We start from the raw sequence: 22,289 nt of genomic DNA on the forward strand, positions 1-22,289 counted from the left end.
GTGGTTCTTTCTTCCTGCGCGTGATTTATCCGAAAACCGGGGGACCACTTTTCGGAGCGACGCGGCTAGACCTGCAGAATGGAGGAAACAAGTAATTGCGTGTAGGGCTCGCGTGGATCGTCCAGCACCCGGTCGGTGAGGCCATGTTCGATGACGTCGCCGCCCTTCATCACCATCATGCGATGGGATAACAGCCGCGCCACCGCGAGATCATGGGTGACGACGACGACCGCAAGACCGAGATCGTTGACGAGACCGCGTACGAGATCGAGCAGGCGCGCCTGCACCGAGACATCGAGGCCACCGGTCGGTTCATCCATGAAGACGAGGCGCGGCGAGGTGACGAGGTTGCGGGCAATCTGCAGGCGCTGGCGCATGCCGCCGGAAAAGGCGCGCGGCTGGTCGTCGATACGGTCGGTGCCGATTTCCACCCTCTCCAGCCATTCGCTGGCCGATTGCCTGATATTACCGTAATGCCGGTTACCCACGGCCATCAGCCGCTCGCCGACATTCGCGCCGGCAGAAACCGCCATGCGCAGTCCATCCGCCGGGTTCTGGTGCACGAACCCCCAGTCGGTGCGCATCAGGAAACGCCGCTCGGCCTCGCCCATATGGTAGAGATCGCGCATGGAGCCATCGCGCATGCGATATTCCACGCTGCCGGCGGTGGGCATCAGCCGGGTGGAAATGCAGTTGAGCAGCGTCGTCTTGCCGGAGCCGGATTCTCCGACGATTGCCAGCACTTCGCCCGGATAAAGCTCGAAGGAGACGTTGCGGCAACCGGCGCGGTCGCCATAATATTTGGAAACGTCCCGGACTTTCAGAAGCGGTGCGTCGCTCATTCTGCGGCCTCCTTCACATCCGCCAGCAGGTGGCCCTTGTGGCCGTGGGCACGGCGGTCTTCGCAATGATCGGTATCGGAGCAGACGAACATGCGTCCGCCCTTGTCATCCAGCACCACCTCGTCGAGATAGACATTTTCCCCGCCGCAGAGCGCGCAGGGCTTGTCGAAGCGCTGGATTTCGAAGGGATGATCCTCGAAGTCGAGGCTGACGACATCCGTATAAGGCGGCACGGCGTAGATGCGCTTTTCGCGCCCGGCGCCAAACAGCTGCAGGGCGTCCGAGAGATGCATTTTCGGATTGTCGAATTTCGGCGTCGGCGAAGGGTCCATCACGTAGCGCCCGGCGACCTTCACCGGATAGGCATAGGTGGTGGAGATGCGGCCGTTGCGGGCAATATCTTCATAGAGCTTGACATGCATCAGGCCATATTCTTCGAGCGCGTGCATGACACGGGTCTCGGTCTCGCGCGGCTCGAGGAAGCGTAAGGGTTCGGGGATGGGAACCTGATAAACGAGCACCTGGCCCGAATGCAGCTCCTCTTCCGGAATGCGGTGCCGTGTCTGGATGATCGTCGCATCCTTCGTGCGGGTGGTAACTGCAACATTTGCCACCTTCTGGAAAAAGGCACGGATGGAAACCGCGTTGGTCGTGTCGTCGGCACCCTGGTCGATGACCTTCAGCACATCGTCGGGGCCGAGGATGGAGGCGGTCAGCTGCACGCCACCGGTGCCCCAGCCATAGGGCATGGGCATTTCTCGGGAAGCGAAGGGGACCTGATAACCGGGAATGGCGATGGCTTTCAGGATCGCCCGGCGGATCATCCGCTTGGTCTGTTCGTCGAGATAGGCGAAGTTGTAGGCAGCCAGCCCGTCGTCAAATGAAACTTCTTTAAGCATTGCGCGTTAGCCTTGTGGAAAAAGGAGTACAAGCTCATGGAGATTGGAATTCTTGCAGCCGTGTTCTTTGCTGTCTTTGCAGCATCGACCGTCTTTTGCGCCTACTGGTTCGGCGAGCAGCACGGCCGCTGAGCTATTCGGCCGCATCGCTCATCCACTCCGCGCCATTTGTATTGATCGCCTCGAAATCGGCGCGCATCTTTCTGACCAGACCGAGTTCGGCCTGGAAATCCACGTAATGCGGCAGTTTCAGATGCTCGACGAAACCCGTCGCCTGCACATTGTCGGCGTGTGAGATGACGAATTCCTCGTCCTGGGCGGGAGCGACGACATCCTCGCCGAATTCACCGGCGCGTAGGGCCCTGTCGACCAATGACATTGCCATCGCCTTGCGCTCGCTCTGGCCGAAGACCAGACCGTAACCGCGGGTGAATTGCGGCGGCGCCTTGGCGGAACCCTTGAACTGGTTGACCATCTGGCATTCGGTGACCTTGATATCGCCGAGCGAAACGGAAAAGCCGAGTTCCGGCACATCCAGCTCGACTTCCACCTCACCGATGCGGATTTCGCCGACGAAGGGATGGGTGCGGCCGTACCCGCGCTGGGTCGAATAGGCGAGCGCCAGCAGGAAACCTTCGTCGCCGCGTGCCAGAGATTGCAGGCGCAGGTCGCGCGGCATCGGAAACTCCATCGGTTCCCGTGTCAGGTCGCCGGCAATATGGTCATCCGGCATGTCGCCGTCGCTTTCGATAAGCCCTTCCTGGGCGAGGATATCGGAAACGCGCATGACATATTCCGGTTCGCCTTCGCGCTGGGTAGCGGTTTCGACGGCCTCGTCTTCGAGGAGGGAGGGATCGAGCAGCCGGTGGGTGTAGTCGAAAGTCGGCCCCAGCAATTGCCCGCCGGGCAGATCCTTGTAGGTGGCGGAAACACGCCGCTGCACCGCCATGTCGGCGGTATCCACCGGAACCGAATAACCGAAGCGCGGCAGCGTGGTGCGATAGGCGCGCAGCAGGAAGATGGCTTCGATCATGTCGCCGCGCGCCTGCTTGACGGCAAGGGCCGCAAGCGACTGATCGTAGAGTGAGGCTTCCGCCATTACGCGGTCGACGGCGAGCGATAGCTGCGAAACGATCTGCGCCACGGACATGGCGGGCAGGTCGCGGTCTCCGCGCCGCTGGTCGGCCAGCAGCCGGTGGGCGTTGGCGATGGCGGTCTCCCCGCCTTTGACAGCAACATACATCTTATGCCTCCACGGGTTTGATGCGCGTCGTGCGCGGCAGGCAGACGAATTTATCGCCAGCCGTCAGGATGACATCGACGCCACGCGGGAAGATGGCGTTGTTCTCCGCCCAAAGCCTCGGGAATATATCCGGCAGGCCGGAAGGGCTGATGACGTTGACGTGACGGATGCCGGGGCCGGAGAGCAGCAATTCCCGCCCACCGTCCAGATCGGGCAATTCGATGATGAGGGTCGTGGAGCGGTCGGGATATTCCTGGCTGCCCTGGGCGAAGAGGCCGAAGGATGCGATGGCGCTGCCCGCTTCGATGACGGCGAAATGCGCGGCCGCCTTTTCTTCCGTCGCCGGTGCGCCGGTGTGAAATCCGATCCAGCCCGGCACCGCGGTCTTGCGCAATGCGCCGTTCAGCCAGACCGGTGTATCGTGGTCGCAGAGTGCCAGCAGAACCGCACCGGTGGCAGCGGCAAGCGGCAGCGGCGGGGCGACCGCCGTTTCGATTGTCTGCGGCGTGCCGGGACGGGCCATGCCGTCCATCAGCTTCTTGAAAATACGCTGGGAATCGAAGACGGCGCTGGAAAAGCCGCCCGTCAATGCTTCGGCTTTCACGCCCATCAATCTTCTCCTCGAACCATGGTGAAGAAATCGACCCGCGTGGCCGCGGTTTCTTTTGTTTTCCGGTCCTTCTCTTCGCTCAGTCTCTTTTCGACCGGTGAAAGAAGCTCGGTCTCGATGAAGTCCCGGGTCGGGCTTTCCTGCCAGAGCGCGTCGAACACGGCGGCGTACCAGGCCTTTTTGCGGCCGGTGCCGAGAACATGCGCATGGCCGACGGTTCCCGAGGCCAGCTTGACGGTCGCGCGGGTAACCGTGGTCTCGCCGAGATTAAAAGGCGCACCGCCGCCGCCGATACGGCCCTTGACCATGACGAGGCCGGTTTCCGGCCCCCGCACGTTTTCCGTCTGCGGGCTGGCATCCTGCCGGCTCCAGACCGTTTCAAGTTCCTGAACGGTGGCGCGGGCAAGAAGCGCCGCCACTCGCTTCCTCTCTGCATGTATATTCGCAGCTTCGTTATTCATCGCTTGACCTCTAATGTCTATTGATATAGACAACTATACAATATAAGCTACAATTAACGTCGATGAATGACAAGCGTGTGACATGAGCCCTGCAGCAGCGATGAAAAGAAAGAACGGCGTGGCGCTCTGGCGGCAGATCGCCGACCGGATCAGAGGCGAGATTGCGGCAGGTGATCATGACGAAACCGGCATGTTGCCGCCGGAGATGACGCTGGCCGAAAAATTTGGCGTCAACCGCCATACCGTCCGGAGTGCGATCGCCGCCCTGGCGAGCGAAGGCATTCTCGAGCCGATGCAGGGACGCGGCACGATGATCGCCCGCAAGGAGCGTCTGAGCTTTCCAATTTCGCTGCGCACGCGCTTCACGGCTGGCATCGGCGATCAGGTGAAGGAAATGGAGGCGCTGCTTCTTTCCCACACGACCGAACCGGCAAGCGCCGATCTCGCAGCCCGGCTGCAACTGCCATCAGGTGCGCCGCTCATCCGTCTGGAAACCCTTCGCAAGGCGGATACCCGCCCTGTATCCCGTTCGACCACATGGTTCCCGGCGGATCGTTTTGCTGGAATAGGCGAGGCCTATCAGAAAAGCGGATCGATCACGGCCGCTTTCAAGATGCTTGGCGTGGCGGATTACGTGCGCATTTCCACCGTCATTTCCGCTATCCACGCGGATACGCAGGATCTGGCCGATCTCGAACTATCGCCGGGGGCCATCCTGCTTGTCACCCAGGCGTTGAATGTCGATATGGACGGCGTGCCGGTGCAATATGCCGTCAGCCGATTTTCTGCCGATACGGTCGAATTCACGGTGGAAAATTAGAGTACGGCTTACTGCGGCTGCGAAAGTCCGAGCACATCCAGCATGGAGTAGAAGCCGGGCTTCTTGTCGAAGGCCCAGACCGCTGCCGTGATTGCGCCGCGCGCGAAGATGGAGCGGTCGCCGGCATAATGGGAAAGCTCGACGCGCTCACCTTCTCCGGCGAAGATCACCGAATGTTCGCCGATGACCGAGCCGCCACGTAGCGTGGCAAAACCGATGGTGCCTGCCTCACGCGCGCCCGTATGTCCGTCGCGCACGCGCACGGAAGAGGCCGTGAGATCGACCTTGCGGCCGGCGGCGGCGGCCTCACCAAGCAACAGCGCCGTGCCCGAAGGCGCGTCCACCTTGTGCTTGTGGTGCATTTCCAAAATCTCGATATCCCAGTTCTGTGCATCCAGCGCCTGCGCCGCCTGCTGGGTGAGAACGCTGAGCAGGTTGACGCCGAGGCTCATATTGCCTGACTTGACGATGCGGGCATGGCGCGAAGCCGCCTTGAATTTTTCCTCGTCTTGCGGCGAGCAGCCGGTCGTGCCGATGACGTGCACGATGCGGGCCTGAGCGGCAAGGCCGGCAAAGGTGACGCTGGTTGCCGGTGAGGTGAAATCGATCACCCCTTCGGCATGCAGAAATGCCTGCAGCGGATCGCTGGTGATGTCGACGCCGATCGGGCCGAGACCGGCGATCTCACCGGCATCACGGCCGACAAAAGCCGAACCTTCACGCGCCACAGCGGCATGCAGCTGAACGCCGGGCGTCTGGTGAATGAGGCGGATCAGCGCCTGTCCCATGCGGCCCGCCGCGCCGACCACCACCAGTTTCATGCCGCTGCTGCCCATGCTGTCACTCACTTTTCATGTCGGGCGGATCGGAACCCGCCGGTATCGGATATTTGATGTTTGCTGTAGCGACGTTAAAGGCCGTCCGCCCGCTTCGCAAGCATCACATATGAAGGGTGATCCTTCAAAAACCGGTCAGGCTCTCCAGCGCCTACCGTCCAGCGACAGGCCGAAATCGGATGGCGTTCTGGCATAGGTGGCAAGACCGGAAAGGGCCGCCTGCGGATGGGTGACGACGAATGTCGGAATGGTCCGCATCAGGGCGCTGTGCGGTGCCTTATCCTCGAAAGCGGCCCGGAATTCCGGGCTCTTCAGCGCCGGAACGATCTTCTGCGAAATGCCGCCGGCGAGATAAACGCCGCCCTTGGCCATGAAGATCAGCGCAAGGTCGCCCGCCACACGGCCGAGATAGGTGCTGAACAGCGAGAGCGTTTCTTTCGCCTGCGCGTTCTGGCCGGAAAGCCCCTGCGAGGTGATATCGGCCGGATCGGAGAAGATGGCGTCAATGCCGTCGGCCTTGCAGACGGCGCGGTAAAGATTGACCAGTCCGCGCCCGCACAGGATTTGTTCGCCCGCGACGCGGCCTTCGATGGTCTCGATGTGCGGGAAAACCGCATAATCGCGCGCGCTTCTGGGGCCGATATCGATGTGCCCGCCTTCGCCCGGCACCGGGAACCACATGTGGCGGGCATAGACCAGCCCTGCAACGCCGAGCCCCGTGCCCGGTCCAAGAACGACCCTCGACGCCAGCACGTCTTTTTTGCCGGAGCCGATGGCGTCGCGGTTATCGTCGTCAAGGGCCGCAATCGCCAGAGCCTGCGCCTCGAAATCATTGATGACGATGACGTCCTTCAGGCCGAGATTGGCGAGCATGTCCTTCGGCTTGACGACCCAGTGGCAATTGGTGAGCGGAATCTCGTCGCCCTCGATCGGGCCGGCAATCGCAAGAATGGTCGAGACCGGCTGAAGCGAGGTCTTGTCCAGAACCGCCTGCTGGATGGCGTCATCGATCGTCGGATATTCCGCCGTCTTCACGGTGGTGAGGTGGGCCGGTTCCGCAAAGGAATCGATCAGAATGGAAAAGCGGGCATTGGTGCCGCCGATGTCGCCAAGAAGGATCGGAAAGGACAGATATTCGGTATCGGACGTCTTCGGCATTGCCTGTTCCATGGTGGGAGGGTCAGTTGGCGAGGTGGAAGTCGATGAGGTTTTCTGCGGTGGCGCGATTGAGCGCCATGGGAATGTCATAGACCGTGGCAAGCCGGGTCAGCGCCTTTACGTCCACATCGTGCGGCATGGCCGTCAGCGGATCGGTGAAAAAGATCAGCATGTCCACTTCGCCGGTGGCGATCATCGCGCCGATCTGCTGATCGCCGCCGAGGGGGCCGCTCTTGAGGCGGATGACCTCAAGTCCCGGGCAGGCTTCCTGCACACGCCCGCCGGTGGTGCCGGTGGCGACGATCCTGAAAGCGGCCAGCGCCTTTTGATGGTGACGGGCGAAATCCGCCATATCGTCCTTCTTCTCGTCGTGAGCGATGAGCGCGATACAGCGTTGCCCTTCCATGGTCCCAGCCTGTCCTCAAAGAATTAAATCGATTTGAAGCTTTCTATAACAGCTTGCCGCCATTTGAAAAGGGAAGCCGTTGAATGCCTCATTTCTGTTTCAGTTCAATGTCGGACGCTGGGTCGGAAGCGGAATATCGGACGGCGGCTGAATGGCAGGCGCATTCTGGATGACCTGTTCCACGCTCTGTTGCCGCACGGCCTGTGCAGACGCGGGCGAATATGCCTGGGCTGCAATTCCTTCAGGATTGGCGGAAGGGGCGGCGGCCACGGCGGCGCAGGCCGAGGGCAGGTCGGAAACCATGACCGGACGCGGTTTCACCGGTTTGGCATTGGGATCCTTTTTCGGTGGCGCCCACGGCTCCTTGGAGAACCACCAGGCGAGCGACTTGTCGCAGCCATCGCCCTTGCCAACGGCCGCCTGCGGTTTGCAGTTGGGAGCGCCAGGCGGGCATTCGAGACGGATGTGGAAATGTTCGTCATGACCATAGATCGGCCTGATCTTGCCCATAAAGGTGCGGTCGCCGGTCCATGTCTGGCAGAGCTTCTGCTTGATCGCCGGGTTGACGAAGACCCGCTCCACCTGCGGGTAGCTTGCCGCCATCATCACCAGTCGGGCATTCAGCGGTGACCATTTGCGGTCATCGACCGTCAGGAACTTGCTCTTGTCCAGCATCGAGATGAAAGGCACCGTTTCGCGCTGTTCCGCGCTCAGCCGCGGGGTCGGCATCGGCCGCCACCAGATGTCGACATCGAGACCGATCTGGTGCGACGCATGGCCTGTCAGCATCGGCCCGCCGCGCGGCTGGGAAATATCGCCGAGTAGCAGGCCCGGCCAGCCGATCTTCTGGGCGTCCTGCGAAAATTGCTCGAGGAAGGAAATCATCTGCGGCTGACCCCAGCGCCGGTTGCGCGAAAGGCGCATGGCCTGCCAGCCGGGACCATCAGTCGGCATGGCGATGGCACCGGACTGGCAGCCCTTCGCATAGGAGCCGATTGGCTGCGAGCCGGTAGCGGAAGGCAGGGCCATGTGCCCGAACACTTCTTTCGCCGGCCTGTCCTCGGCCGATGCGGTTTCCATCTGTAACTGCAGCGCGGAGACGACCGAAATCGCCAACATGGCCGCCTTGAAAACTCTCGATGATCCCGCCGTCATATAGTCGTGCCCGTCCGATCAAATGATTCTCTTCCCCTTAAGATAAACTGGAACGGGAATTTGTTGAAACCATGTTTCGCCCCGCATCTTGCAAAGCGGAAGGATAAAGGCGCCGATAAAGAGCTTGTGAGTCGACGCATCTGTTTTTTGCCAATCTTTGTTTTATGCTCTCTCCAACAAACACGAAAACAGGGACATTCCCCCAATGATATTGGCACCACTGAAATCCCGTCTCCTCATTGCTCTTGCGGCATCTGCCCTGCTGATACCGGCGGCCGTCTCCGCACAATCGGCCGATGTATGGCGAAAGGGGATTTCAACGGTTGGGGAGCTGAAACATCCCGATGGCTTCGATCATTTCGACTATGTGAACACCAAGGCGCCGAAAGGCGGCACCCTTCGCCTGTCGACGGCTGGCACCTTCGACACGCTCAATCCGCTGCTCGCCAAGGGTGAGGCGGCGACGGGCCTTTCGCTGGTTTTCGATACGCTGATGAAATCGACGGAAGAAGAGCTGTCGGCCTCCTACGGCTTGCTGGCAGAGGGCGTGAGCTATCCCGACGATATTTCCAAAGCTACTTTCCGGCTGCGGGCGGAGGCCAAATTCGCCGACGGCAAGCCGGTGACGCCTGAAGACGTCGTTTTCAGTTTCGAAAAAGCGAAGGATCTGAGCCCGCAGCTTGCGACCTATTACACCCATGTGACCAAGGCGGAGGTGAGCGGCGAAAGGGACATTACCTTCACTTTCGATGAAAAGAACAATCGTGAATTGCCGCAGATCGTCGGGCAATTGCTGATCGTTCCCAAGCACTGGTGGGAAGCCGCCGGCCCGGATGGCAAGCCGCGCGACATATCGCGCGGCACGCTGGAACCGGTCATGGGTTCCGGCCCCTACAAGATTGCGTCAGTCTCTCCCGGCTCGACAATCACCTATGAACGCCGCGACGACTATTGGGGCAAGGACATCAATGTGAATGTGGGGATGAACAATTTCAAAACCATCGCTTATACCTTCTTTGCCGATCAGGATGTGGAATTCCAGGCCTTCAAATCCGGCACCGTCGATTTCCGCCAGGAAGCCTCCTCCAGCCGCTGGGTCACGGGTTATGATTTTCCGGCCGTCAAGGAAGGCCGCGTCAAGAAGGAAGAATTGCCGAACATCTATCGCTCCGTCGGCATCATGCAGGCCTTCGTGCCGAACATGCGCAGGGAGAAGTTCCAGAACCCGAAACTGCGCAGAGCGCTCAACTACGCTTTCGATTTCGAGGAGCTGAACCGCACCTTGGCTTACGGCCAGTTCCAGCGCATCAACAGCTTCTTCATGGGCAGCGAACTGGCCTCTTCCGGGCTGCCGACCGGTCGCGAGCTGGAAATTCTTCAGGAGCTGAAGGATCAGGTCCCGCCGGAAGTCTTCACGACAGAATATCGTAACCCGGTGGCCGGCGATCCCACCAAGCAGCGCGACAATCTGCGGGAAGCGGTCAAGCTGATGAAGGAGGCGGGATACGAGCTGCGCGGCAACCGAATGGTCAATGCGGCAACGGGACAGCCGCTCGACATGGAGTTTCTGATCGATTCCGCCGGCATGGAAAGAACCATCCTGCCCTATGTCCAGAATCTGAAGAAGATCGGCATCAACGCCACCATCCGCACCGTTGACGCATCGCAATATACCAACCGCACCCGCAGCTTCGATTATGACGTGATCGTCAAGCTCTGGGCGACCTCGGCGAACCCCGGAAACGAACAGGCGGATTTCTGGGGCTCGGCCGCCGCCGACCGGCAGGGTTCCAATAATATCGCCGGAATCAAGAACCCGGCCGTTGATGCCTTGGTCAGGAAGGTCATCTTTGCACCGAACCGGGATGAGCAGGTGGCGGCGGCCCGTGCTCTCGATCGGGTGCTTTTGGCAAACAGCTATGTCATCCCGCAATTCTATCGCGGTGAGATGTTCATCGCCTATTGGAACACGCTCATTCGTCCGGAAAACCTGCCTCAATATGGCGTCGGTTTTCCAGATGCATGGTGGTCCAGCCAGGCCGGAAACTGACGCCGGCCTTGCTTTCGCGGCGAAGGCTTGATTCACATAGGGCGAGACGAATCGCTCAGAGCGCAGGCAGCGCTTTCAGGAAAGGACCGGGTTTGACAGAAACGAAAACCGCTGACGTATCGGCCGGGAGCAGAGGCTGATGGGCGCCTATATCCTCAGACGTCTGGCGCTGATGATCCCGACCATCGTCGGCATTATGGGCATTTCGTTTCTCGTCATCCAGTTCGCGCCGGGCGGGCCGGTGGAACAGGTCGTCGCGCAATTGACGGGGCAGGGCGACAGCGCCTCCGACCGGCTTTCGGGCGGCGGCGATCTCATGGGCCAATCCGGCGGTTTCGATGACAGCGGTTCGAAATATCGCGGCGCGCAGGGTCTCGATCCGGAACTGATCGCGAAGCTCGAAAAACAGTTCGGCTTCGACAAGCCGCCGCTCACCCGTTTTCTCGAGATGATGTGGAATTACATACGATTCGATTTCGGTGACAGCTTCTTCCGCAACTCGTCGGTGATCGATCTCATCATCGACAAGCTGCCGGTCTCTGCCTCGCTCGGCTTCTGGATTCTGATCATTTCCTACATCATTTCCATTCCGCTCGGCATCAAGAAGGCCGTTTCCGACGGCTCGACCTTCGATGTCTGGACGTCGGGCATCATCATCATCGGTTATGCCGTGCCGAGCTTCCTGTTCGGCATTCTTCTCATCGTCCTCTTCGCCGGCGGATCCTTCTTCGACTGGTTCCCGCTGCGCGGTCTGGTTTCGGATAATTTCGACCAGCTCACCTGGTGGCAGAAGATCATCGACTATTTCTGGCACCTGACCCTGCCGCTGATTGCGCTCTCCCTTTCGGCCTTCGCGACGACGACGCTGCTGACCAAGAACTCCTTCATCGACGAGATCAAGAAGCAATATGTCATCACCGCCCGCGCCAAGGGTCTCACCGAACGCAGGGTTCTCTATGGCCATGTCTTCCGCAATGCGATGCTGATCGTGATCGCCGGTTTTCCGGGCGCCTTCATCTCGGCCTTCTTTACCGGATCGTTGCTGATCGAGAATATCTTTTCGCTCGATGGCCTCGGTCGCCTCGGTTATCTCTCGGTCGTCAACCGCGATTACCCGATCGTCTTCGGCACGCTCTTCATCTTCTCGCTGATGGGCCTCGTCGTCGGCCTGATTTCCGACCTGATCTATACATGGATCGATCCGCGCATCGATTTCGAGCGGAGGGACGTGTGATGACGCTTGCCCGTACCGCCGAAACGGAAACGCTGGTAAAGCCCAAGCGCCCGTGGTTCTCGCCGACAACCAAGCGTCGCTGGCAGAATTTCAAGGCAAATCGCCGTGGCTACTGGTCCTTCTGGCTGTTCCTGATCCTGTTTTTCCTGAGCCTGATCGCGGAATTCATCGCCAATGACAAACCCATTCTCGCTTCCTACAAGGGCGAGATTCTGGTGCCGGTCATGGTCGATTATCCGGAGGAGAAATTCGGCGGCTTCCTGGCCCAGACCGACTACAAATCCTCCTTCATTCAGGATGAGATCAACGCCAATGGCTGGATGATCTGGCCGCCGATCCGTTATTCCTATCAGACGGTCAATTCCAATATTCCCCATTCGGCGCCCACTGCGCCCTTCTGGCTGATGGATAAAAAGGATCGCTGCTCGGCTTATCCGCAGGGCGATGCCGATCCCGGCTGTACCCTTGGCAATCTGAATTGGCTCGGAACCGACAATCAGGCCCGCGACGTCACCGCGCGTATGATCTATGGATTCCGCATCTCGGTGCTTTTCGGTCTGACGCTGACCATCGCGTCGGCCCTCGTCGGCGTCACGGCCGGTGCGATACAGGGTTATTTCGGCGGCTGGACGGACCTTCTGTTGCAGCGTTTCATCGAAATCTGGTCGTCAATGCCGGTGCTCTATATCCTGCTCATTATCGCGGCCATCCTGCCGCCGGGCTTCTTTGTGCTGCTCGGCATCATGCTGCTCTTTTCATGGGTCGGTTTCGTCGGCATCGTGCGCGCCGAATTCCTGCGGGCGAGAAATTTCGAATATGTCCGCGCCGCCCGCGCACTCGGTGTCGGCAACTGGACGATCATGTTCCGGCATCTTCTGCCCAATGCCATGGTGGCGACGCTGACCTTCCTGCCTTTCATCCTCTCCGGTTCGATCACGACACTCACCTCGCTCGATTTCCTCGGTTTCGGCATGCCGCCGGGATCGCCGTCGCTGGGTGAGATGATCGCGCAGGGCAAGAACAACCTTCAGGCTCCCTGGCTCGGCCTCACCGCCTTCTTCACCATGTCCATCATGCTCTCGCTATTGATCTTCGTCGGCGAGGCGGTGCGCGACGCCTTCGATCCACGCAAGACGTTCCGGTGATCGCCATGACGGAAACAAATATTCAACCACTCCTCTCCGTACGTGATCTCTCCGTTGCCTTCCATCAGGGCGGCGCAACCAGTGTTGCTGTCGATCATGTCTCCTTCGATCTGATGCCGGGTGAGGTCGTCGCCCTCGTCGGGGAATCCGGTTCCGGCAAATCGGTCACGGCGAATTCCATCCTCAAATTGCTGCCCTATCCGGCAGCAAGCCACCCCTCGGGCAAAATCCTGTTCGATGGCAAGGACATGCTGACTTTGCCGGAACGTTCCCTGCGCGCGGTCCGCGGCAATGACGTCACCATGATTTTCCAAGAGCCGATGACCTCCCTCAACCCGCTTCACACCATCGAGCGGCAGATCGGCGAGATTCTGGAACTGCATCAGGCAATCACCGGGGCGGAGGCGCGGGCGCGCACGCTGGAACTGCTGCTGCAGGTTGGCATCCGTGAACCGGAAAAGCGCCTGAAGGCCTATCCGCACGAATTGTCCGGCGGCCAGCGGCAGCGCGTGATGATCGCCATGGCGCTTGCCAACCGGCCGAAGCTGCTGATCGCCGACGAGCCGACGACGGCGCTCGACGTGACGGTTCAGGCGCAGATTCTCGAGCTGCTTGGCGATCTGAAAAGACAGCACGGCATGTCCATGCTGTTCATTACCCACGATCTCGGCATCGTGCGCAAATTCGCCGATCGCGTCTGTGTCATGACCAAGGGCAAGATCGTCGAGACCGGCACGGTGGAGCAGGTGTTCAACGATCCGCAACACGCCTATACGCGCCACCTTCTGGCGGCAGAGCCGAAAGGCGAACCGCCGCATTCCGACGCGACCAAACCGGTGGTCATGCAGGGCGACGATATCAAGGTCTGGTTCCCCATCAAGGCGGGGCTGATGCGCCGGGTAGTCGATCATGTGAAGGCGGTGGACGGCATCGATATTACCCTGCGTGCCGGCCAGACGGTCGGCGTGGTGGGCGAATCCGGCTCCGGCAAGACGACGCTCGGCCTTGCGCTCTCGCGGTTGATTGCCTCACAAGGGCGTATCAGCTTTATCGGCCAGTCGATCGACCACTATTCCTATGAAATGATGAAGCCGCTGAGAAACCGGCTGCAGGTGGTGTTTCAGGATCCCTATGGATCACTCAGCCCGCGCATGTCGGTTGGCGAAATCGTCGCCGAGGGCCTGAAGGTGCATGAGCGGTCGCTGTCCGCCGACGAGCGTGATACGCGTGTCGCCACCGCGCTGGAAGAGGTCGGCCTCGATCCGGCCACCCGCTGGCGGTATCCGCATGAATTTTCCGGCGGCCAGCGCCAGCGCATCGCCATTGCCCGCGCCATGGTGCTTAAACCCCGTTTCGTCATGCTGGACGAGCCGACATCCGCACTCGACATGAGCGTACAGGCGCAGGTGGTGGACTTGCTACGCGATCTCCAGGCCAAGCATGAACTCGCCTATCTCTTCATCAGCCACGATCTGAAGGTGGTGAAGGCGCTTGCCAACGATCTGATCGTCATGCGCCACGGCAAGGTGGTGGAGAGCGGCCCGGCGGCGGAAATCTTCGCCGATCCGCAGCAGGACTATACCAAGGCGCTGCTGGCGGCCGCCTTCAACATCGAGGCGGTGAAAACGAAAGCGGTCAGCCAGTAGGCCGCATTGCTGTTTCTGTTAAGGCAATGATTTTTCTGTTGCTTCGCGGAAAATGCCGACCCATGTTGCGGGGGCATGTGACGCGGAAACGGATTGATTGCCATGGCAGCGGATGTGATCGTTTTGGGGGCGGGGATTATCGGGGTCTCCGTCGCCTTGCAACTGGCCCGCAGGGGTAAATCGGTGGTGCTGGTCGACCGGCGCGGACCGGGCGAGGAGACCTCTTTCGGCAATGCCGGCCTGATCCAGAGAGAAGGCGTGGTGCCTTATGCCTTTCCGCAGGATCTCGCTTTGCTGCTGCGCTATTCCCTGAACAACAGCATCGACGCCCGCTATCACCTCTCCGCTTTGCCGAAGATCGCGCCTTTTCTCGGCCGCTACTGGTATAATTCCGCAGCCACGCGCCACGCGGCAATTGCCCGCGTGTATGCGCCGCTGATCGAGCATTCGGTTTCGGAACACAACATCCTGATCGAGGAGGCGAAAGCCGGCGATCTGGTCGTCAAGAACGGCTGGATGCAGGCCTACAGGACCGCTGTAAGGCGGGACGCCGATTTTGCTTTCGCCGAGCGTCTGGCGCGCGACCACGGCATTTCCCATACGAAGCTCGATGCTGATGAGCTTGCTGCAGCCGAGCCGCATCTGAGCCATGATTTCGTCGGCGGCCTGAAATGGAACGATCCCTGGTCGGTGCGCGATCCGCATGCGCTGACGCTTGCTTATGTCCGGCTGTTCGAGAGCCTTGGCGGAAGCTTGGTCCGGGGGGATGCATCCACCATCAGCCAGACGGTGACCGGATGGACGGTACGCACCGAAACCGGCGCGGTCGAGGCCGAACAAGCCGTCGTGGCGCTTGGCCCCTGGGCCGATACCGTCACGGAACGGCTGGGTTACCGCTTCCCGCTCGGCGTGAAGCGGGGCTATCACATGCATTATGCGCCGCAGGAGGGTACGAAGCTCAACAACTGGCTGATCGATGCCGAACGCGGTTATTTTCTGGCGCCGATGCGCAAGGGCATCCGCCTGACGACGGGGGCGGAATTTGCCGAACGCGATGCGCCAAAATCTCCGGTGCAGATCGAACGGGCGGAGCGTGTGGCGCGCACCGTCTTTCCTCTTGGTGGCCGGCTGGATGCGGAACCCTGGATGGGTGCGCGGCCCTGCACGCCGGATATGATGCCGATCATTGGTAAAGCGCCGCGTCATAAAACATTGTGGTTTGCTTTCGGACACGCCCATCACGGCCTTACACTTGGGCCAATCACCGGCCGTGTGCTTGCGGAAACCATGCTGGGAGAAACGTCGGTTATCGCCATCGATGCCTATCGTCCGGAAAGGTTCAATCCCTGATAGCTAAATCCGCTGGCCTTCCTGTGACAGGCCACGTAACATGGTCACATGCTGGAGCGGGATGGCGAAAAGTGTGAGCGGTTTTCGCCTGAAATCCCATTCTAACCATATAATTTAGATCATGTGATGATCTAAAGGGGAAAAGGGGCAAACGTCATCATGGTGGCGAGGTTTCTCATCTATCAGCAGCAGGACGACTTTCGTTAGCGAAACTCGCTGCGCATGAAACGAGATGAAACGGCTTGCTGGTGCATGATGGATGATATTGAAAAAGCAAAGAAATTTTTCGCCGATAACCCCGATATCGAAATTCTCGAAGCTTTCGTCATAGACGCAAACGGCGTGCCGCGCGGCAAGTGGATTCCGCGCGAAAGGGCAATCGACGTGCTGGAAAAGGGGATGGCCATTCCCCGTTCGGTCTATGCGCTGGATATCTGGGGCCGGGATGTGCATGCCGCGGGCCTTGCGGAAGGCACGGGCGATCCGGATGGCTTTTGTTTCCCCGTTCCCGGCACGTTGTCGCGCGTGACATGGCTTGGCCGCCCGACGGCACAGGTTCTGCTGGCGATGAAAAACCCGGATGGGACAGGCTTTTATGGCGATCCGCGCCATGTTCTGGCGCAGGTTCTGAACGCCTATAAAAAGGCTGGCCTCACGCCGGTCGTGGCCACCGAACTCGAATTTTACCTGATCGATCCCGTGCGCTCCGCGCTCGATCCCGTCCGTCCGCCGCACAGCCGTGAGGGCCGGTGGCATACGGGCCAGACACAGGTTCTGTCGATTTCCGAATTGCAGGATTTCGAGGATGTTTTCCACGATATCGCCACAGCCTGCCGGGCGCAGGGCGTTCTTGCCGATACCACGCTGCGGGAAAACGGTCCCGGGCAATATGAGATCAACCTCAATCACGTCCCGGATGCCTTGCAGGCGGCCGACTTCGCCGTCTTCCTGAAACGCATCGTCAAGGGCGTGGCGCGGCGGCATGAGCTCGACGCTACCTTCATGGCCAAGCCTTACGGCCTGCAGGCCGGCAACGGCATGCATGTGCATTTTTCCGTTCTCGACAGGGACGGCAGGAATATCTACGCGGGGGAGAACGGCCCATCGGATGCTTTGATGCATTCGGTTGGTGGTCTCTTGGAAAACATGGGGGAAAGCATGGCGATCTTCGCCCCCCATGCCAATTCCTATCGCCGCCTGACACCCAGCGAACATGCGCCGACCTATGCCTCCTGGGGCATCGACAACCGCTCGGCGGCGGTGCGTGTCATCGTTGCCAGCAAGGCGGCGACGCGTATCGAACATCGGGTTGCGGGCGCCGATACCAATCCCTATCTCGTTGTCGCGATGATCCTGAGCGCCGCATTGGCCGGCATGAAGGAGAAGCGCCAGCCCGGCGGTGCGATTGCCGGCGACAGCCACGCGATCAATCACGAACCGCTGCCCACCAACTGGGATTATGCGCTGCAGCGCTTCACGCGATCGAGCTTTGCCTATGCGACGCTCGGCCAGAAGTACCGCACGCTGTTTTCCGCCTGCAAACAGCAGGAGCTTTCCGAATTTTCCCTGCGTGTAACCGACGTCGAATATGACGCCTATATCAGGACGGTGTGAGATGGCTGAGGTAACGAACATTCCCAATCCCGGCCACACATCATCATGGTATGCGGCCTCCGCCAATGTCAAAACCGTGCGGCCGACGCTTGAAGGCGCGCTGGACGCCGATGTCTGCATCATCGGTGGCGGCTTCACCGGCATTTCCGCCGCGCTGGAACTCAGCGAGCGCGGCTATTCCGTCATCGTTTTGGAAGGCGTCCGAGTCGGCTTCGGCGCTTCCGGTCGCAATGGCGGCCAGATCGTCAACGGCTATAGCCGCGATCTCGAAACCATCGCCGGCCGCTATGGTCACGACAAGGCGGTGAAACTCGGAGAAATGTCGCTGGAAGGCGGCGCAATCATCCGCGAGCGTATCGCGAAATACGCCATCGATTGCGATCTGTTCGATGGCGGCTTTTTCGCCGCCTTCACCCCGAAACAGATCCGCGAGATGGAGGCCCATAAGGCCCATTGGGAGAAACACGGCCATGGCGGGCTCGAAATGGTCTCGAAGGCGGATGTCGGCCGATATGTGAAGACCGACCGTTATGCCGGCGGCATGATCGACCGGTTCGGCGGCCATATCCACCCGCTCAATCTGGTGCAGGGCGAAGCGGCGGCGGCCGAAAGCCTCGGTGCGCGCATATTTGAAAATTCGCGCGTCATTTCCGTAGAGCAGGGCGAAAACCCCGTCGTGCGAACCGCGACAGGTAGCGTGAAGGCGAAATATGTCCTCGTCTGCGGCAACGCCTATCTCGGCAAGCTGTTGCCGGAAATCGGTGACCGGATGATGCCGGTCTCAAGCCAGGTCATGGCGACGGAGCCGCTCGATGCCGATCTCATCGAGGCCCTTCTGCCTGCAAATTATTGCGTCGAGGATGCCAATTACATTCTCGATTATTACCGCCGGACCTCTGACAACCGCCTGCTTTATGGCGGCGGCATCGGTTATGGTGGCAGCGATCCCGCTGACCTGACGGGTGTGATCCGGCCCAACATGCTGAAGACCTTCCCGCAGCTGGAAAAGACCAAGATCGATTTCGCCTGGAGCGGCAATTTCGCGCTGACCCTGACGCGCATCCCGCATATGGGCCGGCTGTCGGACAATGTCTATTTTTCGCATGGCGACAGCGGCCATGGCGTCACCACCACGCATCTGCTCGGCAAGATACTGGGCGAGGCCGTTGCCGGCCACGCCGAACGTTTCGATATCTGGAGTTCGCTGCCGAACTATCCGTTCCCGGGCGGCAAGACCTTCCGCGTGCCGCTGACCGTGCTCGGCGCGTGGTGGTACGGCATGCGGGACAGGCTCGGATTTTAGAACGCCACCGTCTTCAAGCCGGAAAGTGCGTTTTTCGCAATATCCTCCGGCGTGGCATCGATGCTGACGGTCACGACGCCCGGCTCGCCGGTTGGTACTTCCAGCGTGGCAAGCTGGGTCTGAAGCAGCGAAAGCGGCATGAAATGGCCCTTGCGTTCGCCCATACGCCGGCTGAGAAGTTCCAGACTGCCATCCAGATAAACGAAAGCCAGCGGGCCGCCGGTGGCCTTGCGAAGCCGGTCGCGATAGATCTTCTTGAGCGCCGAACAGGAAACCACGACACCGTTGTTTTCGCTGCCCTTGCGCAGTTCCGCGCCGATCAGATCGAGCCAGGGCCAGCGGTCTTCGTCCGTCAGCGGAATGCCCTCGGACATTTTATCGACATTGGATTTCGGGTGAAGCTTGTCGCCCTCTATGAAGGCAATTCCCAGTTTCTCCGCCAGCTCCTCCGCGACCGTGGACTTGCCGGAGCCGCTCACTCCCATCACGACAATTGCCTGTGTCACCCGAACCTCTGATGTTTCTGTTTCGACGGTCAGGCCCTACCATGTGTGGCAGGTATCGGGAATATAAAAATGCGGTGCTTGCCCCTGTCAGTGCCCGGTTTTGCGCGCCGCCGCCTTTTCCAGAGCGGAGAAGCCGGTATGGATCAGGATCGCCAGGGCCGCAACGATCAGCCCACCCTGCAGAATGAAGGCGAGATTGTTGGATTGCAGGCCGGCGATGATCACTTCGCCGAGGGTACGCGCCGCCACTGTCGAGCCGATGGTCGCGGTGGAAAGGCTGATGACCGCAGAAAGCCGGATGCCGGCGAGAATGGCCGGAAGGGCAAGCGGCAATTCCACTTTGACAAGGCGTTGCCAGCCGGTCATGCCGCTGCCTCTGGCGGCATCCATCACCGTGGTCGGCAGGGTGGTCAGGCCCGTCAGTGTGTTTTCGAAAACCGGCAGCAGTGCATAGAGAAACAGCGCGATAAGCGTCGGTTTTTCACCAAAACCGATCATCGGAACGGCCAGCGCCAGCACCGCCACCGGCGGAAAGGTCTGGCCGATATTGACGATGCTGCGCGAGAGCGGCAGGAAATCCGCCCCGAATGGCCGGGTGACGAGAACCGCGAGCGCGCCCGCCGTGAGCGTGGCCAGCCCGGTCGCTATCGCAACGGTGGCAAGATGCGACAGCGTCAGGGAAAATAGATTGGCCTGCGTGTAGATCGCCGGCGCATTGGCCTGCACAAGAGGGCGGAACACCGGCGCAAAGACCTGCGGCACGGCAAGGAAGATGAGCAGCGCCAGCGTCAGGAAACCGAGGGCAAAGAAGGACGAGGCGTTTTTCATGGGGTGCCAGTGGCACGCTGGAGGAGAACATCGCGCCGCACCCGGCCGGCGGGTTGCCCATTGTCTTTGACCACCGGCAAGGCATCGCAACCCGCCCATAACATCGCCGACAGGGCGTCGCGCTGGCTTGTATGCTCGCCGAGCGGCTCGCCTTCGGCGTTCCCCGGCTCCACGATGTCGGCAACGGAGAGAACAGAAAGCAGTTTCAGTGCACGTTCGTTTTCGCCGATCATGGTGCGCACGAAATCCGTCGCCGGTTTCAGCACTAGTTCGGCCGGCGGGCAGTCCTGCACGATGCGGCCCTTGTCCATCACGGCGATACGATCCGCCAGACGGAAAGCCTCGTCCATATCGTGTGTCACGAGGACGACCGTCACGCCGAGCTTTTTCTGGATATCGAGAAGATCATTCTGGGCCTTGGCGCGGATCACCGGGTCCAGCGCGCCGAAAGGCTCGTCCATCAGGAGAATGTTCGGCTCGGCGGCGAGCGCACGCGCTACGCCGACACGCTGCTGCTGGCCACCGGACAGCTCATGCGGGAAACGGTCAGCATAAAGTGCCGGGTCAAGCTGGAAGAGCTGCATCAGCGCGTCGATCTTCGCCTCAATGCGCTTGCGATCCCAGCCAATCAGCTGGGGAACGGTCGCAATATTTTCGGCCACCGTCCGGTGCGGAAACAGGCCATGGCCCTGAATGGCGTAACCGATCTGACGGCGCAGCTTGAAGCCGGGTATCGCGCTGACATCCTCTCCGTCGATCCGGATCGTGCCGGAGGTCGGCTCCACCAGCCTGTTGATCATGCGCAGCAGGGTGGTTTTTCCCGACCCGGACGTGCCGACGATGACGGTGACGGTGCGCGGCGCTACCGTTAGCGATACCTGATCCACCACGGTCGTATCGCCATATCGTTTCGTGATGGTGTCGATCTCGATCATGCCTTTTGCCTTCCGCCTGCGCTGAAGAGATTGCTGTCTATGAGAGCGTCGAGTGTTATTGCGGCGGCAAAGCCGAGAAGAACCGTCGGCACGGTGCCAAGCAGTACAAGGTCCATCGCCGTCTGCCCGATGCCCTGAAACACGAAAACGCCGAAGCCACCGCCGCCGATCAGGGCGGCGATCGTCGCCAGGCCGATATTCTGCACCAGCACGATGCGGATACCGGTGAGGATGACCGGCATGGCCAGCGGAAACTCCACCTGCAACAGCCGTTGTAACGGCGTCATGCCCAGCCCGCGCGCCGCTTCCCGGACAGCCTGCGAAACGCCGGAAAGGCCGACCACCGTGTTGGAAACCACCGGCAACAGCGAATAGAGAAACAGCGCCACGAAGGCGGGTGCCATGCCGATGCCGGCAATGCCGATTTTCGCCGCGCCCGGCACAGTGGCGGCGATCCAGCCGAGCGGCGCGATCAGCAGGCCGAAAAGAGCGATGGAGGGAATCGTCTGGACGATATTGAGACTGTTCAGTACCCCCGCCCGCAACCGCTCGACCTTGTAACAGAGGATGCCCAGCGGAATGCCCACGACGGTTGCCGCGATGAGCGAGCCAATGGCTAGCTCCACGTGCCGCAGGGCCTCGGTCCAGAAAATATCGGCCCGGCCGGTATATTCCTTGATGATGGAGAGATCGTTCCAGAGACCGCTAGTCAGCAATGCCGCAAGCGCAGCCATCGCCATCAGCAACAGCAAGATCCGGATGGTGGGTTTCGGCTGGAGACGGGCAATACAATCCGTGGTGAGCAGAGCCAGGCCAGCGAATATCAGCCAAAAGCCGCTGGCGGGCGAAACGCGGGCAACACTGTTACCCTCCGGTGTGAGGAAAGAAGCCGCCTGCCCGACGAAAACCGCCAGAGCCGCAAGACCAACCAGCGCTACTGCGAGTTTCAGTCGAGCGGGAAAGCGGAAAAAGGCAATGAAGGCCGAGAGAAGAATGATGACCGCAAGGATTATCGCGGCCGCCGGTGGGAGCGCCTCGAAGATTGTCCGTGTTTCCCCCTGAACGATCCGGTTGGCGCGAAACGTCATGAATGGCGATGCAAAAAGCGCATAAAGAAGCAGGCACGAAATCAGCACGCCCACCTTGTCAGGCCATTTCGTCAAATCCTGTTCCCCTGTGCCCTGGCCCTGAACTCTGGTTTAGGGCGGGATCATGGGAACGCACCCGTTCCCGCACCCCGCGCCGGCG

At 60.4% G+C, this 22,289-nt stretch carries 21 protein-coding genes; 8 read left to right on the top strand and 13 right to left on the bottom strand.

All coding sequences use genetic code 11. The features are described 5' to 3' along the window. Positions 1-65: 65 nt before the first annotated feature. From phnK to phnG, 5 genes are all read right to left on the bottom strand, one after another. Positions 66-842, bottom strand: coding sequence for a phosphonate C-P lyase system protein PhnK (phnK, locus tag ACIQUH_RS13930; protein ID WP_004439249.1), 777 nt, complete (start codon positions 840-842; stop codon positions 66-68). Continuing rightward, a complete protein-coding gene (locus tag ACIQUH_RS13935; RefSeq protein ID WP_003507325.1) occupies positions 839-1,741 on the bottom strand; it encodes an alpha-D-ribose 1-methylphosphonate 5-phosphate C-P-lyase PhnJ in 903 nt (300 codons plus the stop codon). The genes phnK and ACIQUH_RS13935 overlap by 4 nt, the downstream gene beginning before the upstream one ends. A 133-nt stretch (positions 1,742-1,874) precedes the next feature. Continuing rightward, complete coding sequence (locus ACIQUH_RS13940; protein ID WP_400815952.1) at positions 1,875-2,984, bottom strand: carbon-phosphorus lyase complex subunit PhnI; 1,110 nt, start codon at positions 2,982-2,984, stop codon at positions 1,875-1,877. A gap of 1 nt (position 2,985) precedes the next feature. Next, positions 2,986-3,594: a phosphonate C-P lyase system protein PhnH gene (phnH, locus tag ACIQUH_RS13945; protein WP_400815955.1), complete on the bottom strand. Its 609-nt coding sequence runs from the start codon at positions 3,592-3,594 to the stop codon at positions 2,986-2,988. After that, on the bottom strand, positions 3,594-4,055 hold the full coding sequence (gene phnG, locus ACIQUH_RS13950; protein ID WP_400815958.1) for a phosphonate C-P lyase system protein PhnG: 462 nt from the start codon (positions 4,053-4,055) through the stop codon (positions 3,594-3,596). The genes phnH and phnG overlap by 1 nt, the downstream gene beginning before the upstream one ends. Before the next feature lie 82 nt (positions 4,056-4,137). On the opposite strand from phnG, the gene phnF reads away from it, so the two are divergent. Beyond that, on the top strand, positions 4,138-4,875 hold the full coding sequence (phnF, locus tag ACIQUH_RS13955; RefSeq protein ID WP_400815961.1) for a phosphonate metabolism transcriptional regulator PhnF: 738 nt from the start codon (positions 4,138-4,140) through the stop codon (positions 4,873-4,875). Positions 4,876-4,883: 8 nt separating this feature from the next. On the opposite strand, the gene dapB is transcribed toward phnF, so the two are convergent. The 4 genes from dapB to mepA all read right to left on the bottom strand — a co-directional run bounded on the left by dapB (position 4,884) and on the right by mepA (position 8,430). Then, positions 4,884-5,711 (bottom strand): 4-hydroxy-tetrahydrodipicolinate reductase, encoded by an 828-nt coding sequence (gene dapB, locus ACIQUH_RS13960; RefSeq protein ID WP_400816208.1) that lies wholly within the window; start codon positions 5,709-5,711, stop codon positions 4,884-4,886. 135 nt (positions 5,712-5,846) lie between these two features. Next, on the bottom strand, positions 5,847-6,869 hold the full coding sequence (locus ACIQUH_RS13965) for a glucokinase (protein WP_400815963.1): 1,023 nt from the start codon (positions 6,867-6,869) through the stop codon (positions 5,847-5,849). Between the two features lie 22 nt (positions 6,870-6,891). Further along, positions 6,892-7,275, bottom strand: coding sequence for a methylglyoxal synthase (locus tag ACIQUH_RS13970; protein WP_400815965.1), 384 nt, complete (start codon positions 7,273-7,275; stop codon positions 6,892-6,894). Between the two features lie 99 nt (positions 7,276-7,374). Next, positions 7,375-8,430, bottom strand: a complete 1,056-nt coding sequence (gene mepA / locus ACIQUH_RS13975) for a penicillin-insensitive murein endopeptidase (RefSeq protein WP_400815967.1) — start codon at positions 8,428-8,430, stop codon at positions 7,375-7,377. A gap of 205 nt (positions 8,431-8,635) precedes the next feature. Here mepA and ACIQUH_RS13980 point away from each other — a divergent pair, with 205 nt between their 5' ends. The 7 genes from ACIQUH_RS13980 to ACIQUH_RS14010 all read left to right on the top strand — a co-directional run bounded on the left by ACIQUH_RS13980 (position 8,636) and on the right by ACIQUH_RS14010 (position 18,772). Next, positions 8,636-10,480 (top strand): extracellular solute-binding protein, encoded by a 1,845-nt coding sequence (locus ACIQUH_RS13980; protein ID WP_400815970.1) that lies wholly within the window; start codon positions 8,636-8,638, stop codon positions 10,478-10,480. A 139-nt stretch (positions 10,481-10,619) separates the two neighbouring features. Next, complete coding sequence (locus ACIQUH_RS13985; protein ID WP_400815973.1) at positions 10,620-11,714, top strand: microcin C ABC transporter permease YejB; 1,095 nt, start codon at positions 10,620-10,622, stop codon at positions 11,712-11,714. After that, the gene (locus ACIQUH_RS13990) at positions 11,714-12,859 is read left to right on the top strand and encodes an ABC transporter permease (RefSeq protein WP_400815976.1); all 1,146 of its coding nucleotides are present in this window, start codon (positions 11,714-11,716) and stop codon (positions 12,857-12,859) included. The genes ACIQUH_RS13985 and ACIQUH_RS13990 overlap by 1 nt, the downstream gene beginning before the upstream one ends. 5 nt (positions 12,860-12,864) lie before the next feature. Beyond that, entirely contained in the window at positions 12,865-14,505 is a 1,641-nt protein-coding gene (locus ACIQUH_RS13995) for an ABC transporter ATP-binding protein (protein WP_400815979.1), read from the top strand. A 102-nt stretch (positions 14,506-14,607) separates the two neighbouring features. Then, the gene (locus ACIQUH_RS14000) at positions 14,608-15,855 is read left to right on the top strand and encodes an NAD(P)/FAD-dependent oxidoreductase (RefSeq protein ID WP_400815982.1); all 1,248 of its coding nucleotides are present in this window, start codon (positions 14,608-14,610) and stop codon (positions 15,853-15,855) included. Between the two features lie 252 nt (positions 15,856-16,107). Next, positions 16,108-17,469, top strand: coding sequence for a glutamine synthetase family protein (locus ACIQUH_RS14005; protein WP_400815984.1), 1,362 nt, complete (start codon positions 16,108-16,110; stop codon positions 17,467-17,469). 1 nt (position 17,470) lies between these two features. After that, positions 17,471-18,772, top strand: coding sequence for an NAD(P)/FAD-dependent oxidoreductase (locus ACIQUH_RS14010; RefSeq protein ID WP_400815986.1), 1,302 nt, complete (start codon positions 17,471-17,473; stop codon positions 18,770-18,772). On the opposite strand, the gene ACIQUH_RS14015 is transcribed toward ACIQUH_RS14010, so the two are convergent. The 4 genes from ACIQUH_RS14015 to ACIQUH_RS14030 all read right to left on the bottom strand — a co-directional run bounded on the left by ACIQUH_RS14015 (position 18,769) and on the right by ACIQUH_RS14030 (position 22,204). Then, entirely contained in the window at positions 18,769-19,257 is a 489-nt protein-coding gene (locus ACIQUH_RS14015; RefSeq protein ID WP_400816210.1) for a gluconokinase, read from the bottom strand. The two genes, ACIQUH_RS14010 and ACIQUH_RS14015, sit on opposite strands and share 4 nt — an antisense overlap. Positions 19,258-19,365: 108 nt before the next feature. After that, the gene (locus tag ACIQUH_RS14020; RefSeq protein WP_400815989.1) at positions 19,366-20,106 is read right to left on the bottom strand and encodes an ABC transporter permease; all 741 of its coding nucleotides are present in this window, start codon (positions 20,104-20,106) and stop codon (positions 19,366-19,368) included. After that, on the bottom strand, positions 20,103-21,041 hold the full coding sequence (locus ACIQUH_RS14025) for an ABC transporter ATP-binding protein (RefSeq protein ID WP_400815991.1): 939 nt from the start codon (positions 21,039-21,041) through the stop codon (positions 20,103-20,105). The genes ACIQUH_RS14020 and ACIQUH_RS14025 overlap by 4 nt, the downstream gene beginning before the upstream one ends. Continuing rightward, positions 21,038-22,204, bottom strand: coding sequence for an ABC transporter permease (locus tag ACIQUH_RS14030; RefSeq protein ID WP_400815994.1), 1,167 nt, complete (start codon positions 22,202-22,204; stop codon positions 21,038-21,040). The genes ACIQUH_RS14025 and ACIQUH_RS14030 overlap by 4 nt, the downstream gene beginning before the upstream one ends. Positions 22,205-22,289: the final 85 nt, after the last annotated feature.

The organism is Agrobacterium sp. NPDC090283, assembly GCF_044769685.1.
Lineage (GTDB): Bacteria > Pseudomonadota > Alphaproteobacteria > Rhizobiales > Rhizobiaceae > Agrobacterium.